Source organism: Arthrobacter sp. PGP41 (assembly GCF_002953935.1).
GTDB lineage: Bacteria > Actinomycetota > Actinomycetes > Actinomycetales > Micrococcaceae > Arthrobacter.
Map to the genome: position 1 here is coordinate 2223966 of NZ_CP026514.1, position 14551 is coordinate 2238516.

At 66.4% G+C, this 14551-nt stretch carries 13 protein-coding genes; 5 read left to right on the plus strand and 8 right to left on the minus strand.

The features are described 5' to 3' along the window. Positions 1-10: 10 nt before the first annotated feature. Complete coding sequence (locus C3B78_RS10085) at positions 11-2128, minus strand: acyl-CoA dehydrogenase family protein (RefSeq protein ID WP_104997948.1); 2118 nt, start codon at positions 2126-2128, stop codon at positions 11-13. A 54-nt stretch (positions 2129-2182) separates the two neighbouring features. Continuing rightward, complete coding sequence (locus C3B78_RS10090) at positions 2183-2932, minus strand: TetR/AcrR family transcriptional regulator (RefSeq protein WP_442778273.1); 750 nt, start codon at positions 2930-2932, stop codon at positions 2183-2185. Between C3B78_RS10090 and C3B78_RS10095 the strand changes: the two genes are divergently transcribed. The 3 genes from C3B78_RS10095 to C3B78_RS10105 are packed head-to-tail and all read left to right on the plus strand — an operon-like array spanning position 2931 to position 6550. Continuing rightward, positions 2931-4292, plus strand: coding sequence for an acetyl-CoA C-acetyltransferase (locus C3B78_RS10095; RefSeq protein WP_199775229.1), 1362 nt, complete (start codon positions 2931-2933; stop codon positions 4290-4292). The genes C3B78_RS10090 and C3B78_RS10095 overlap by 2 nt on opposite strands. 9 nt (positions 4293-4301) lie before the next feature. After that, the gene (locus tag C3B78_RS10100; RefSeq protein WP_104997949.1) at positions 4302-5642 is read left to right on the plus strand and encodes a 3-oxoacyl-ACP reductase; all 1341 of its coding nucleotides are present in this window, start codon (positions 4302-4304) and stop codon (positions 5640-5642) included. Then, positions 5639-6550, plus strand: coding sequence for a MaoC/PaaZ C-terminal domain-containing protein (locus tag C3B78_RS10105; protein WP_104997950.1), 912 nt, complete (start codon positions 5639-5641; stop codon positions 6548-6550). Before C3B78_RS10100 ends, C3B78_RS10105 begins: the two co-directional genes overlap by 4 nt. Here the strand turns inward: C3B78_RS10105 and C3B78_RS10110 are convergent. The 5 genes from C3B78_RS10110 to C3B78_RS10130 all read right to left on the minus strand — a co-directional run bounded on the left by C3B78_RS10110 (position 6547) and on the right by C3B78_RS10130 (position 11203). Next, on the minus strand, positions 6547-7665 hold the full coding sequence (locus C3B78_RS10110) for an FUSC family protein (RefSeq protein ID WP_234005370.1): 1119 nt from the start codon (positions 7663-7665) through the stop codon (positions 6547-6549). The two genes, C3B78_RS10105 and C3B78_RS10110, sit on opposite strands and share 4 nt — an antisense overlap. A gap of 78 nt (positions 7666-7743) precedes the next feature. Next, complete coding sequence (locus C3B78_RS10115; RefSeq protein WP_104997951.1) at positions 7744-8853, minus strand: serine hydrolase domain-containing protein; 1110 nt, start codon at positions 8851-8853, stop codon at positions 7744-7746. Between the two features lie 25 nt (positions 8854-8878). Beyond that, positions 8879-9991, minus strand: coding sequence for a glutathione S-transferase family protein (locus C3B78_RS10120; protein WP_104997952.1), 1113 nt, complete (start codon positions 9989-9991; stop codon positions 8879-8881). Positions 9992-10000: 9 nt separating this feature from the next. Then, positions 10001-10741: a M50 family metallopeptidase gene (locus C3B78_RS10125; protein WP_104997953.1), complete on the minus strand. Its 741-nt coding sequence runs from the start codon at positions 10739-10741 to the stop codon at positions 10001-10003. A gap of 159 nt (positions 10742-10900) precedes the next feature. Next, on the minus strand, positions 10901-11203 hold the full coding sequence (locus C3B78_RS10130) for a DUF4193 domain-containing protein (protein ID WP_066275770.1): 303 nt from the start codon (positions 11201-11203) through the stop codon (positions 10901-10903). Positions 11204-11409: 206 nt separating this feature from the next. On the opposite strand from C3B78_RS10130, the gene C3B78_RS10135 reads away from it, so the two are divergent. Together C3B78_RS10135 and C3B78_RS10140 are read left to right on the plus strand one after the other, a co-directional pair. Next, on the plus strand, positions 11410-12552 hold the full coding sequence (locus C3B78_RS10135; RefSeq protein ID WP_104999740.1) for a glycosyltransferase family 9 protein: 1143 nt from the start codon (positions 11410-11412) through the stop codon (positions 12550-12552). Further along, positions 12549-13520 carry a glycosyltransferase family 9 protein gene (locus C3B78_RS10140; RefSeq protein ID WP_104997954.1) on the plus strand — a complete coding sequence of 324 codons (972 nt, stop codon included), beginning with the start codon at positions 12549-12551 and terminating at the stop codon, positions 13518-13520. Before C3B78_RS10135 ends, C3B78_RS10140 begins: the two co-directional genes overlap by 4 nt. Positions 13521-13857: 337 nt before the next feature. Here C3B78_RS10140 and C3B78_RS10150 read toward each other — a convergent pair whose 3' ends face one another. Next, the gene (locus C3B78_RS10150; protein WP_104997956.1) at positions 13858-14514 is read right to left on the minus strand and encodes an SGNH/GDSL hydrolase family protein; all 657 of its coding nucleotides are present in this window, start codon (positions 14512-14514) and stop codon (positions 13858-13860) included. Positions 14515-14551 lie beyond the last annotated feature (37 nt).

Below are 14551 nucleotides of genomic sequence, written 5' to 3' on the forward strand. Positions count from 1 at the left end.
CCGCCAGCCGTCAGTTCCGTTTCGCCGCGGCGGTCCTGGCCAGCAGCACTTTCTCGTCAACCGGGGACCGGCCGCTGGCCCGCTGGCTGCGGAAGTAGGCCCGTGCCCCGTCCTGCCGCTCCTTTTCGGCGCCGGTGGCGATCGCGGCGCGCACATGGTCGCCGCTGTAGCCAAAGGCGTCCACGAGGTCCAGCGCGTGCGGGCGGATCTTCACCAGCAGCCTGTTGATGTATTCACCCACAGTCCTGGCCCGCTGCATGGAAAGGCGGCCGTTCATGAGGTACCAGGACAGGTTCTTTTCGATCAGCGACAGGCCGAAGAGGTCACGCAGCCACGTCAGCACTGTCTTGGTGCCCGGGTCCTCCACTTCCCGAAGCGCGTCAGTGAAGGCCTCCCATTGCAGCAGTTCGGCGTGCGCCTGGGCGGCATCGATGAGTTCGTTCTGGTGGCGGTTGAACAGTGCCGCGCCCTTTTCCTGGGAGAGCCGGTTGCTCCCTTTAAGGGCTGCTGCCGCTTCCGCAACCATGGTCTGCACCCTGTCCGTGAGGAGGGCACGCTGTCCCTCCTCGTCCCGGAGCGCGATGGCGGCTTTCTGCACCGAGCCGGTGTCCGCCATGAACTGGGCAACCTGCCGCAGCCCCGTCCGGTGGATGGCAGCACCGGTTGCCTGGCCCACCACGTAGCGGGCCAGCACTCCAAAGTCCACGTTCCGGAACTCCTTGGCGTAGTCAGCCAGGAGGCGCTTGGCCACCAACTGCAGCAGCACGGTGTTGTCGCCCTCGAACGTGGCGTACACGTCCAGGTCGGCCCGCAGCGACGCAAAGCGGTTCTCGATCAGGAAACCGGCACCGCCGCACGCTTCGCGGCACTCCTGCAGCGTGTCCAGGGCATGCCACGTGCTTAGGGCCTTTAGCGCGGCGGCGAGCGTTTCCAGGTCCTGGCGGTCCGCGTCGGTGTCGTGGGCGCCGGAAAAGACGTCGTCGAACTTCGCCAGGAGCTGCTCATGGGCGAACCCCGCTGCGTAGGTAGTGGCGAGCCGGGTGAACAGCCGGCGCTGGTGGCGCTGGTAGTCAAGCAGGACTTCCTCGTCCGTATGGGAGGAGGCGTTGAACTGGCGGCGCTCGGTTGCGTACCGGATGGCCGCCGTCAGGGCCACCCTGGACGCAGCCACGGCGGCGCCGTCCAGCGACACCCGGCCCTGGACAAGGGTTCCCAGCATGGTGAAGAACCGCCGGCCCGGGCTGGCGATGGGGGAGGTGTATGTGCCGTCCGGGGCTACGTCGCCGTAGCGGTTCAGGAGGTTCATCCGGGGGATCCGGACGTTGCTGAAGTGCAGCCGCCCGTTGTCGATGCCGTTGAGTCCGCCCTTGATGCCGTCGTCCTCGCCGCCGATGCCGGGCAGGAACTCCTTGGTTTCCGGGTCCCGCAGGTCCACGTAGAAGGCATGTACGCCGTGGTTGACGCCGCGGGTGACAAGCTGGGCGAACACCACGGCGCCCAGTCCGTCGTTGGCCGCGTTCCCGATGTAGTCCTTCCAGGCGGCGCGGAACGGCGTGTGCACCTCGAATTCTTCAGTGGACGGATCGTACGTGGCCGTGGTCGCGATGCTGGCCACGTCGGAGCCGTGTCCCGTCTCGGTCATGGCGAAGCAGCCCGGGATATCCAGGTTCATGATGCCGGGAAGCCATTTCGCATGGTGTTCGGCGGTGCCCAGGTGCATGACGGCGGAGCCGAACAGGCCCCACTGCACGCCGGCCTTGATCTGCAGCGAGGGATCGGCCACCACAAGTTCCTCGAAGCCGGCGATGTTTCCGCCGTGGTCGTCGGCGCCGCCCAAGGCTGCCGGGAAGGCGCGGTGCACCGCCCCATTGTCCACAAGGTACCTCAGCTGTCCGAACACCCTGGTCCGGTGCTCGGTGTGGGTCAGGCCTTCAATCTTGTGAAGCTCGGGGCGTGCGGCAAGGTCCCGGGCCTGGAGCCGGACGGCCGCCCACTTGCCGAGCAGCTGCCTGCCCAGCGTTTCGACGTCGACGGCGGGCTGGGGCCGGGCGGCGGTGCCGGGGACCGCTTTTTGCGGTGCTTCCGGGCGCTTCCCCTTGCCGGCGGGACGGTCCACTACTTCAGTCATGTCGATGTCCTTCGTTGGTGCTGACAGTGTTTGGTGGTTTGCATTGGAGTTAGGTCATTCCCGCGCGGCCGGGGTGAGCTCGGGAGCTATGCCGACGCAGAGCCAGGCCGTGATCTGGCGTGCCATTGCTTCCTGGTCAGGTTTGGCGGGGGAGTCCGGCGTGCTGAGCCATTGCTCGCCGGCATTCCGTACCAGTCCAATCGCGGCCTTCGGCCAGTAGCCGATCACGGCGTGCTTGCCGTCCCCCAGGTGGGACCTCATGGGCGTGGCGATCATCTCCGCGATGGCATCGAAGAAGTGCCCCAGCGCCCCGGAGACAGCTCCCGATGAACCCTCCGGGTCGCCGCTGCCATGCCGGGTGACAAACGTATAGACGTTGGGGCTGGTCTCCGCCATTTGCAGATAGGCCGAGACCATGGCCAGGAGCCCTTCGCGGGGGGTATGGGCGCTCTGCGCGGCTTCCTTGATCCTGCGCTGCATCTGGCTTAAGACCACTTCACCCACTGCCTGCTGGAGCCCGGCCTTATCGCCAAAGTAGCGGTAGAACACGGACTTTGAGGTTCCTGCAGCAGCGGCAATCTCCTCCATGGAGGCGTCACTTCCCAGCAGGTGCACCGCCCGCCGTGCCGATTTGATCAGCTCCCTCCGGCGCTCCTCCCGGTGGCTCTGCCAGCGCGAGGAGCGCCCGTCGGGGCTGCCTGGCGCAGGGGCCCCCTGGGAGTCCGCTTGGGTGATGTTCACGATACCCAGCGTATCAGGTACGCTGGGTATCGGTAACCGAATGTGACCCGAGGAGACACCCATGTCCATTGACGGACAGTCCAGCACCGGACTCGAAGAACCAGGCAACCGCAACGCAGGCACCCCTGCCACGCGCCGGGCCGTGATCGTCGGCGGGAACCGGATCCCGTTTGCCCGCGCGGGCGGATCCTACGCAAAATCCTCCAATCTGGACATGCTGACCGCAGCCTTGGACGGCCTCATCGCCCGCTTCGGCCTGCAGGACGAGCGCATCGGCGAAGTGGCCGCGGGCGCCGTCCTCAAGCACTCCCGGGACTTCAACCTCACCCGCGAAGCCGTCCTGGGTTCCGCCCTCTCCGCCGAGACCCCTGCCTATGACCTGCAGCAGGCGTGCGCCACCGGCTTGGAGGCCGTGGTGGGCCTGGCCAACAAGATCAAGCTGGGCCAGATCGATTCCGCCATCGCCGGCGGGGTTGATTCGGCGTCCGATGCTCCGATCGTGGTCAGCGAGGGCCTCCGCGAGGTGATCCTGGACCTGAACCGGGCCAAGACCCTTACGCAGCGCCTGCAGGTACTCGGGCGGCTGCGGCCGAAGGATCTCGCCCCGCTGGCCCCCGGCACTGCCGAGCCCCGGACCGGACTTTCGATGGGCGAGCACCAGGCCCTGACCACGGCGCAGTGGAAGATCGCCCGCGAGTCCCAGGACGAACTGGCCTACAACAGCCACAGGAACCTCGCCGCCGCCTACGAGTCAGGGTTCTTCGATGACCTTGTCACGCCCTACCGGGGACTGGTGCGGGACGGCAACCTCCGTGCAGACACCTCGCTCGAAAAGCTCTCTACCCTGAAGCCGGTCTTCGGCAGGAACCTCGGTGCTGCGGCCACCATGACTGCCGGCAACTCCACCCCCCTCACCGACGGGGCGTCCACGGTCCTGCTGGCTTCCGAGGCCTGGGCAGATGCCCGCGACCTGCCCAAGCTCGCTGCCGTGGTGGATGCGGAAGCCGCGGCCGTGGACTTTGTCCATGGCAAGGACGGCCTGCTGATGGCCCCCGTGTTCGCCGTGCCCCGGCTGCTGGCCCGCCAGGGCCTCACGCTGGAAGACATTGACTACTTCGAGATCCATGAGGCGTTCGCAGCCACGGTCCTCAGCACCCTGGCCGCCTGGGAGGACGAAGACTTCGGCCGCACACGCCTTGGCTTGCAGGGCGCCTTCGGCAGCATTGACCGGTCGCGCCTGAACGTGAACGGGTCGTCGCTGGCCGCCGGCCATCCCTTCGCCGCCACCGGCGGCCGGATTGTGGCTTCATTGGCCAAGCAGCTGCACGCCACGGGCAGCACCGCCGGCCGGCCCGCGCGCGGACTGGTCTCTGTCTGCGCGGCCGGCGGCATGGGCGTCGTCGCTGTCCTCGAATCACTGTAGGGGGATCAGGTGACCGACAAATACGCACAACTGGTAAACCAGGGCCTGGGCAGGAATGTGGCCAGGAAGCTGGGCCTGCCCCAGCCCGCTGTCCTTCGCCGTTACGAGCCCGGGCAGCCCTTGATCAGCGGCCCCATCCTGGTCCAGGGAAGCACGGACGGTGCAGATGCCCTCTCCGCGGAACTGCTTTCCTGGGACCTTGATGTCAGGCGGCACGCCGTACCGCGCGAAAAACTGGGTGCCATCATCCTGGTGTTGGATGAAGTGGCACACCCCGACGACCTCGAAAAGCCGATTCTCCCGGCAGCGGCTTCGCTGCGGGACCTTGCCCCCGGGGGACGCGTTGTCACCGTCTCCCGGCCGGCGTCGGAGGCCGGTTCGCCTGCAGTTGCCGCTGCCAGGCAGGGGGTTGACGGGTTCCTCCGGTCGCTGGCCAAGGAACTTCGGGCCGGTGCCACGGGCAACGGCATCATCCTGCGCGACGGGGTCCAGGCAACCAGCCCCAGCGCCCTGGCAGCCCTCCAGTTCTTCCTCTCCGGACGTTCGGCATTCGTGGACGGGCAGTTCGTGACGGTGTCCAGCACGTCGGGAAAGCTCGCCGGGGACCCGGAAAAACCGCTGGCCGGCAAGGTCGCGGTGGTGACCGGAGCGGCACGCGGCATCGGGGCTGCCATCGCCCGCACCCTGCACCGCGACGGTGCAACGCTCGTCCTCGTGGATGTCCCCGCGGCCGGCGACCAGCTGGCGGCAGTTGCGAACGAGGTCAGGGGGACGGCGCTCCAGCTGGACATCAGCAGGGAGAATGCCGGACAAAGGATTGTTGAGCACGCCGCGCAGCGTCACGGACGCCTGGACATCATGGTCCACAACGCCGGCATCACCCGGGACAAACTGCTGGCCAACATGGACCAGCCCCGCTGGCACTCGGTCATCAGCATCAACATTGCCTCGCAGCTCCGGATCAACGAGGCGCTTTTCTCCTCAGGTCACTTCCGGGAATCCCCGCGCATCGTGTCGGTTGCCTCAACCAGCGGCATCGCCGGCAACCGGGGGCAAACCAACTATGCGGCATCCAAGGCCGGTGTCATGGGAATGGTCAGGGCCACCGCTCCGCACTTGGCCGCGCTCGGCGGCAGCATCAACGCTGTGGCCCCGGGGTTCATAGAAACCGAGATGACCGCCCGAATCCCGTTCGCCCTCCGCGAGATCGGCCGGCGGCTGAACTCGCTGCAGCAGGGCGGCCTGCCATCGGACGTTGCCGAAGCCGTGTCCTTCCTTGCCAGTGACGCAGCGGCCGGCATCAACGGCGAGGTGCTGCGGGTCTGCGGACAGAACATGGTGGGGGCATGATGCCCGCCCAGCCGGTCATCCTGGGGGAGATGCCCTCGCTGTCCAAGCTCTACGTCAACGCCGCCGCCCAGGCCGCGCGCCGCAGGCTGCTGGGCACCCACGACGGATCCGTCCTGCCAACCGAAAGCCATGAAGTACGGGGGGTCAGCGTGGACGTTGCCACGCTGACCGCGTACCAGCACCTGATCGGTGAGACCGCCAGCGACGTGCTGCCTGCCGGGTTCATCCACGCACTCGCCTTTCCGCTGGCCATGAGCGTGCTGAACAGGGATGACTTCCCGTTGCCCCTGCTCGGCATGATCCACCTTCGCAACAGCGTGCAGCAGCGCTCCCCGATACTTTTCTCCGACAGCCTGGACGTCTCCGCGAGGGTTGAAAACCTTCGCGGGCACCGTACAGGGACGCAGGTGGACGTCGTGGCGGACGTGCGGTTGGCAGGGGCCCGTGAGGCCTCCTGGCTGGGGGTATCCACGTACCTGGCCAAGGGGGTCTTCCTCCCCGGAATCGACAAACCGTCGCCGGCCTCCGCCCGGGCGGAATTCAAGGCGCCCAACCCAACGGCACTTTGGCAGCTTGGTGTTGACACCGGCCGTGCTTATGCGGCGGTATCGGGTGACTTCAATCCCATTCACCTGAGCGTGCTTTCCGCCAAGGCTTTGGGGATGCGGCGGTCCATTGCCCACGGCATGTACCTGGCGGCCAGGGCGCTCGCCGACGTCGGCCCGTCCCGTGGTGATTCCTTCACCTGGGATGTGGATTTCGACTCCCCGGTGTTCCTTCCCGGCCTGGTTGCCTTGGAGATCAATACCGGAGAAGGTGGTGCCGGCGCGCGGACGCGCTCCGACTTCGTGGCATGGAATCCCAGGTCGGGCCGCCGCCACTTCAGCGGCTCGGTCAGCGCCCTCTAGCCGGATGTCCGGACAGACCGCAGGATGCGGTGGAGGCTCAGCAGGACCGATTCGGACGCGGGGACCATTGCCTGCTCCGCCTGCCTTCCGGCGGTGGCAGCCATACAGGTTTCCACCGCCTCCCTTGCCGCTTCGAAATGCCCGTCCTGGGCCGACGTGTCGTCCTCGCTGAACGAGCGGAGAAGGTTGCCGGTTGCTGACAACGCATCAGCCAGCGGACCGGTGTCCTGCAGGGGAACGCTGTACGGTGCCTTGCTCTCCCAAATCACGTCCGAAAGCACATCAGTGATGTCCTGGATGTGGAAGGTCACCCTCTCCAGTTCGCGCAGGTTACGGTAATCAAGATCGACGTCGCGGGGGTGCAGTTTCCGCCTGGGATTGGCCCGCCGGCTTGCGTCAGCCTCCTTGACCAGGTGCCGGACCGAGCGGGCCGCAGCGGCCAGTTCGTCTGAACGGCTTGACCAGTCCTCGTGTTTGGGCGGCCACTCTTCCTTTAGGGCCGCCCCCATGTCGGTGAGTTGGCGGCCGAGGGCAAGGCGGAGCTCGTCCAGGCTGGCCGCGGCGGCATTCAGGTGCAGGGGTGGAAATATCAGGAAGTTGACGCCGATCCCAACGGCAACTCCAAAACCCATCTGCAGGAGGTAACCGAACGAAAAGTCGTCCGGATTACTGCCGCCCACGAGCAGAACCAGCAGCGCCGCCGTCGGAATCCAGTCACTGCCAGAGCCGATCCCCGGCAGGCCGCCAAGCAGTACGCCGATTCCCATAATGAGCGCGACGGCGAGCGGCGACGGATCCGTGACGGTAACCAACACGTACGCCAGGCCGATGCCCACTGCGAGTCCGGCAAGGGCCTCGAGGCCCTGCCGTACTGAGCCGGCAACATTGTGGTACATCGCCACCAGCGCACCCAGGGGGGCGTAGTAGGGATAGTTCGCAGCAGCTCCGGGCAGATGCGGGGCGATGGCAAAAGCCAGGCCGGCCGCAAAAGCCGCCTTGGCCGCCAGTTGCAGCCGCTGCGCGGCAAAGGCCGACGACAGGCCGGACGCCGCGTGTTTGAGGAAAAGGGTCCCCTTGGCCCACCTAGTGTCCGGGCGTGCTTGAGACTGGCGCATTCGTACCACCCTACGGCGCCCGTGCGGCTGCCTACAAAGGTGCTGGTCAGGGAGGCACAGTGTTCCCGGGGTGTGGGTTCAGGACAGTTCTGCCGCTGAACGGCGCACCTCTGCCGCCAGCCGGTGGGCACGGCCCGGCGTTCTTCCATCCTCCCGTCGCCGCGGAATGTAGCCGAAGCCCAAGCCGTAGGCCGGATCCGCAAAACCCAGCGCCGCGTTGGCGCCCTCATGCCCGAACGCGCGATGGCTGCCGAAGTTTCGCGTCGGGTGCGGCTTCATGAACACGATGGCGAACGCGTTGTCCAGGCCGGAGGAACGGTCAAGGCCCCACACCTGTTCCTGCGACATCTGCTCAATGGTGGCGGCTTCCAGGAACGGGTTGCCGTCCTGGATTCCGGTGGTGGCTGCCGCGTAGAGGCGCGCCAGGCCCGCGGCTGTTCCCACGCCGCCGGCCGCGGACATCCCCGCCGCCCGGACGATGCGGATGTTGGGGAGCTCCATGATGGTGCTGACCGGGGCGTTGCTGTTCAGGCCCTCGAGGCTGAGCGGATCGAGCCAGGGCTCCGCCGGCCCGGGCTCATAGAGGACGTCGCGATAACGGGACTCCTGTTCCACAGGGAGTCCAAGGAAAAAGTCGATACCGTACGGGCTCCTGATCCGACCTTCATAGAGCTCTTGCAGGGTTTCCCCTGCTGTACGCCGGCACAGCTCTTCCATGATGATCCCGATGGTGAGTGCGTGGTAACCGAACTGCCGGCCAGGCTGCCAGGTTGGAGGAGCCCCCGCGAGCCGGGCCGCGGCTCCAGGGGTGGTGAACTCGTCCAGTCCGAAGCCGCCTTCGATGCCCATGAGCCCGGCCTGGTGCGACAAGGCCTCCCGCACCAGGAGGCGGTCTTTGCCATGCGCGCCGAATTCCGGCCAGTAATGCGCTACGGTCTGGTCGAGGTCGAGCAGACCGTCCTGGACCAGTAGCGCAATGACCATGGCAGCCACTCCCTTCGAACAGGAGTACGCCCCCGTCAAGGTGCCGGGCGCCATGTCCGGCCCGCCCGTCAGGTCCACGACCGGGACCCCGTCCTTGTAAGCGGCCAGCTGTGCACTGTACTGCGGATCCTCGCGCAGTAGAGAATCGAACAGGTCCAGGACGTTGTTGAAACCGGGCGCTACGAAGCCGTGAGGTGTCTGCATGGCAACCAGCGTATCCAGAAAGCGCTTACTGCCAGTCGGTTTGAGCCCCGTGCCCGGGCATGACTTCTTCCCCTTCCCTGACGGGCCCGGGCGGTGTCCCGTCCCCGAAGGGGCGGCCTCCCAGCGATTCCCGGCCATGGGGTTCCAGCCAGCCCGTTAGATCCGGTCCTGCGGGGACTATGCCCGTGGGGTTAATGTCCTCATGGACGATGTAATAGTGCTGCTTGATCTGGACGAAATCGATGGTGTCGCCGAAACCGGGAGTCTGGAACAGGTCGCGTGCGTAGCCCCACAGGGCGGGCATCTCGCTGAGCTTTTGCCGGTTGCACTTGAAATGGCCGTGGTAGACAGGATCGAACCGGGCGAGCGTGGTGAACAGCCTCACGTCGGCCTCAGTGATGGTGTCACCCACCAGGTAGCGCTGCCGCGAGAGCCGGTCCTCGAGCCAGTCCAGGGCTGTCCACAGCCGGGCGTAGGCGGCGTCGTACGCTTCCTGGGATCCGGCGAAACCGCAGCGGTAAACACCGTTGTTGACCTCGGTGAAGACGCGCTTATTGACCTGGTCGATTTCTTCGCGAAGATGGTCCGGGTACAGGTCCGGCGCCCCTGCCCGGTGGAACGCGGACCACTCGGTGGAAAAGTCCAGGGTGATCTGCGGAAAGTTGTTGGTCACCACGGCGCCGCTGGCAACGTCCACTATCGCGGGGACCGTGATGCCGCGGGGATAGTCCGGGAACCTCTTGAAGTAGGCGTCCTGGATCCGCTCGATACCGAGGACGGGGTCCAGCCCGCCCGGATCGAGGTCAAACGTCCACGACCGGGCATCATGGGTGGGCCCCGGCTGTCCCAGTGAAATGGCGTCTTCGAGGCCAAGCAGGCGCCTGACGATGACGGTCCTGTTGGCCCAGGGGCAGGCACGTGCCGCAATCAGCCGGTAGCGTCCAGCTTCCACCGGCCAGCCTGGTTCGCCGTTCGGACCCGGGGTTGCGTCCCTCGTGATCCGGTCCTCAATGTAGTTGGTGTCGCGGTTGAACTCCGCTCCACCGGTGACGTAGGCGCCGCGGGTGCTGTGTTCTGCAGTTTTTCCCGGGGCCTGTGCCTTTGCCGCCTGATGGGTGGTGTCGGTTTCCTGGCTCATGGGACCACCCTATGCTCCCGCGGGCAGGACAGTGGAGATCGGCTGCCAGGCCCATAGCCACGAACCTGCCACCAGGGCCGCGAACAGAAGGATCCAGACGCCGGAGGGTACGGACGTGGCTCGCCAGAGGAGGTAAGCGTCGGAACTGGCCAGCCGGTCCCGGCGGCGCAGGTGCACATGGGTGAGCTTGACGAGGTCACGCACGGCGGCCACCAGCAGAGCCAGGCCGAGGATGACAGACACATGGCCAACGAAGGCAGCCGGCACAAAGAGGAGCAGAAGCAGGGTGATGGCAATTGCGGCGGAAGTGATAAGGACGCCGGCGAGGTTCCTGAGGAACACCAGCGAGGCAGCCAGGGCCACGGCGCCGCCTGCGACGGCGGCCGGTCCCCACCCGCTGAAGCCGCACCAGACAAACGCCGCGCCCACCATTGCCGGTACGGGATACCCCCAAAAGCAGGACCATGCGGTGGCAAGCCTGCTGCGGCTGTACGTGGTGGTGGTGCCGGAATGGTCAAGGAGGAGCCGGATCCCGGCCAGACGCTGGCCGCTCAGCACCGCAGCAACAGCGTGCCCCATCTCGTGCGTGGCCGTGGCCAGCAGGCCGAAGTATCGCCAGGAGCGGCGGGGCACCGACAAGGCGGCAGCTATCAGCACCGCCAGTGCCAGTTCGGCCAGTGTCACGCTGGGAGGGTCAGCACGGCTGAATGCTGCCAGCAATCTATCCCAGGGTTCTCCGGGCGTCGTCATCAGGGCCTCTCGCCGGCGGGATCATGGTGAGCCATAGCCGCTACGGTACCCGCGCTGGCTGGGTGCAGGCTTAAAGCCGAAAGGCACGCCAGCTGCCGGGCGTGCCTCAGGATCGGTGGGACTGCGGACGCTCCCGCAGCCCCACGTTGGCTGTCTTAACTAGCCTTCACACTCAGTGCAGTAGCTGTGGCCATCCTTCTGGCGCGCAATCTGGGACCGGTGACGGACCAGGAAGCAGGAGTAGCAGGTGAATTCGTCTTCAGCCTGCGGGATGACCTGTACCACGAGCTCTTCGGCCACGAACTCGCCTCCGGGCACGCCGGCGCCGTCGAGCCCGTCAGCCTCATCCAGCTCCAGCACAACGCTGCGTGCGTCGGGAGCATTTGCTGACTGGAGCTGCTCGAGTGAGTTGTCCTGCGACTCCTTGACGTCGGAGCGCAGTTCATCGTAATCGGTTGCCACTTTAGGTGCTTCTCTTTTCTTTGGTTCGCCTGTCGCGTATGAAACGTACAGCATCATGCGGCTATTCCCCAATAGCCGGAGTATATTGACCGTCCCCTGGGTAATGGTTCACAGGAGGCAGCATGCGGTTTACCGCCGCAATGGGGCTGCGTGGGCAGCGGACGGCGCGGCAAATGCGCGGTCCGCACTACTGGTAAGGGGTGCATGTGGAGCAGCTCACTGCGGAGTTTGGTGGTTCAGCGCGGGTTGGTACCGGAGTTGGTCCCGTCCTGGAGAAATTCGAGTCCGTATCCAGGATCGCCGTGTTGCGCGGCGGAGGCCTTGGCGACCTGATCTTCGCCATCCCTGCCATGACCGCGCTCAAGGCAGCCTACCCTGCCGCAACCCTTACCCTGCTGGGCACTCCCGTGCACCAAACGCTGCTTGCCGCAACCAAGAGCCCGGTGGATGAGGTGTGCGTGCTGCCATACGCTGAAGGCGTCCGCCCGGGAGAGGAGGACCCGGCGGAGATGGACGCGTTCTTTGATGACATGCGCCGACGCCGGTTCGACCTGGCCGTCCAGCTCCATGGCGGCGGCCGGTACTCAAATCCGTTCCTGCTCCGGCTGGGGGCCCGGCACACGGTAGGCACCCGGACGTCGGATGCTGCCAGCCTTGAGCGGACGGTCCCATATATCTATTACCAGCATGAGCCCCTGCGGGCGCTGGAGGTGGCTGGCTTGGCCGGCGCTTTCCCTGTTGACCTGGAGGCCCGCCTTGCGCCGGCGTTCAGCGGCGCATCCTCCGCCGTCGTAATGCCCGACGACGGCGCCGGCCCATGGGTGGTGCTGCATCCCGGCGCCACTGATCCCCGCCGCCGCTGGCCCGTCAGCCGGTTCGCTGAACTTGCGGCAGCGTGCGCCGCGGATGGCTTCCGTGTTGCGGTCATCGGAGATGCGGGCGAACGCGCCCTTGCCGAACAGGTAGTGGTGCAGGCAGCCTCCGCCCGTATCCATTCCTTCGCCGGGGACCTGGACATGGGCAGGCTTGTGGCGCTCCTGGTCCGCGCAGCGGTAGTGGTGGGGAATGACAGCGGACCGCGGCACCTCGCCCAGGCACTTGGAGTTCCGACGGTGGGTATCTTCTGGGCGGGCAATGTCATAAATGCCGGAGCGCTGGGCAGGAGCCTCCACCGCATCCACGCCTCCTGGCTGACCGCTTGCCCCACTTGCGGGATAGACATCACCCAGGTTGGCTGGACGGCGCCGCGGTGCCCGCACGATGACTCGGCGGTGGCCGGCGTTGCCGTGCGGGATGTGCACGAGGACGTACGCAGCCTGGCAGCTACCGAGTTGAAAGTGGACGCATGAGCGGCACGTACATTTCCACGGAAACGGGTCCGGACAACCGCCCGGACGGGAAGCCGGAGCTTCTTGTCCTGCGTGCCTTGAAGCTCGGGGACCTGCTGGTTGCGGTGCCTGCCCTGAAGGGCCTTCGCCGCACGTTCCCTGAACACCGGCTGCGGTACGCGGCCCAAGGGTGGCTCTCGGAGGCCCTGGGGCTGGTGGGCGGCTATGAGCTGCTGCCCACCCACGGCCTGGACGAGCCGCTGGCGCTGGAAGCGGGCGTCGTTGACGTAGCAGTGAACCTGCACGGCTGCGGCCCGGAAAGCCAAGGGCGCATCGAAGCCCTGAAGGCGCGGCAGACCATCGGCCACCGCAGCGGACACGGTGACGGGCCGCCGTGGCGTGAAGAACTGCATGAGCGGGAACGGTGGGTACGGCTCCTGGAATGGCACGGGATCGACGCCGACCCGCTGGACGTGGGTTTGAACACACCACACGTACCCAGCCCGGTTCCCCGTGCGACGGTCCTTCATGTCGGCGCCGCCTATGGCAGCCGGCTCTGGCCGGCTGATCGGTTCGCTGCCGTGGCCGCAGCCCTGGATAAGGCAGGACATAACGTTGTCTTCACGGGGGGAAGCGGTGAACGGGACAGGGCGGTTGATGTCTGTCGACGTGCGGGCCTCCCGGATGGAGCGGTGCTTGCCGGGCGGCTTGGACTGGGGGAGTTCGCTGCAACCATCGCTGCCGCACGCCTGGTGATCTCAGCTGACACCGGGGCTGCGCATCTCGCATCGGCATATGGCACGCCGTCGGTGGTGCTTTTTGGACCAGCCCCACCCGAGATCTGGGGACCCCCGCCAGGACCACACGTTGTCCTGACCCGGGCCGAACTGCGGCGGGGAGACACCTTCGCTGACCAGCCCGACCCTGCGCTTCTGGCAGTCACAGCGCCGGACGTCCTGGCCGCCATCCGCGAGCTGGGTGTGCTGTAGCGCTGCCGGGCAGGTGAACCGTCCGTCCTGGGGGCTCTCCGCCGGGCGGCAGGGCCTAAGATGGGTTATGGGCGCTGACATTGGGATTGCGTTGGTATTTGCAGTGGCGTTCCTCTGGATGGCGGGAACGTTCGCGATCCTGTCCAGAATAGACCGCCCTGAACGGAAAGCCCGGCGTCAGGAGCGCAGAGCCAGCCGGCCAGGGAAACGACGGGTCAGGTACCGCCCGGCGGCGCACGATTCCCGGCCGGAGGAACAGGCCAGGCGCCACAGGCCCCGCAGGCTACGCGTGCACTGACAGCCGACATCCAGGCGCAGGGCAGGGCGGCTGCCGCTCTCAGCGCACAATCACGATTGAGCCTGCCTCCCGATTCGCTGCCGCCGTGAAGGATGCGATGGCCCGGGCGATCTTCCGTCCGCCTTGTGCTGACGGTTCGATCGCATTTGCGTAGTCCGCGTCTTCGCTGCAAATAAGCCGAAGGTCGATGAGGGCAGCACCGCGGGAGAAGGCAGCCCTGGCGATGGCATCGTTGAAGAGGCACAGTGCTGCCTCGATGACATTCCTTCCGGGCGCTGACGGGGGAGTGTCATAGACAGTACATACCGCATACGGCAGGCCTGCCGCTTCGACCCTGTCCACCATTTCCTCATAGTCCGCTGCAAATCTTTCCCGGGCTTTACCAAGCAATGCGAGCGCATCGCCGACGGAGGGGGCACGCTCCTGCAGCAATGGCGCGTTGGCAAGGGCGTCGTTGCCGCCCGCACTTATCACCAGATGGGTTGCGTCGGACGGCAGCGAAGCGAGTTGCCTGGAGACGCCGGGGACCACGTCGCCGTCGACCGCCAGCAACGTGCACATCCATCCCGGGAGTTCCTGCCTCAGCTGCGCGATGACAGCAGGCCCGCCCCCGACATAGGCGCCGTTGTCAAAGATGGAATCACCCAGCAGGACGATGTGGCCATGGCCGGCGGCCGACGTCGGACGTTCCTCCATACGCTCATACTGCACCGTTACCGCCGGGCCTGCCACG

What these genes read in the sequence shown, in the direction of transcription:
- C3B78_RS10085 (WP_104997948.1), bottom strand. Translation starts at nt 2,128, where the DNA reads ATGACTGAAGTAGTGGACCGTCCCGCCGGCAAGGGGAAGCGCCCGGAA.
- C3B78_RS10095 (WP_199775229.1), top strand. Translation starts at nt 2,931, where the DNA reads ATGTCCATTGACGGACAGTCCAGCACCGGACTCGAAGAACCAGGCAAC.
- C3B78_RS10090 (WP_442778273.1), bottom strand. Translation starts at nt 2,932, where the DNA reads ATGGGTGTCTCCTCGGGTCACATTCGGTTACCGATACCCAGCGTACCT.
- C3B78_RS10105 (WP_104997950.1), top strand. Translation starts at nt 5,639, where the DNA reads ATGATGCCCGCCCAGCCGGTCATCCTGGGGGAGATGCCCTCGCTGTCC.
- C3B78_RS10110 (WP_234005370.1), bottom strand. Translation starts at nt 7,665, where the DNA reads ATGCGCCAGTCTCAAGCACGCCCGGACACTAGGTGGGCCAAGGGGACC.
- C3B78_RS10115 (WP_104997951.1), bottom strand. Translation starts at nt 8,853, where the DNA reads ATGCAGACACCTCACGGCTTCGTAGCGCCCGGTTTCAACAACGTCCTG.
- C3B78_RS10120 (WP_104997952.1), bottom strand. Translation starts at nt 9,991, where the DNA reads ATGAGCCAGGAAACCGACACCACCCATCAGGCGGCAAAGGCACAGGCC.
- C3B78_RS10125 (WP_104997953.1), bottom strand. Translation starts at nt 10,741, where the DNA reads ATGACGACGCCCGGAGAACCCTGGGATAGATTGCTGGCAGCATTCAGC.
- C3B78_RS10140 (WP_104997954.1), top strand. Translation starts at nt 12,549, where the DNA reads ATGAGCGGCACGTACATTTCCACGGAAACGGGTCCGGACAACCGCCCG.
- C3B78_RS10150 (WP_104997956.1), bottom strand. Translation starts at nt 14,514, where the DNA reads ATGGAGGAACGTCCGACGTCGGCCGCCGGCCATGGCCACATCGTCCTG.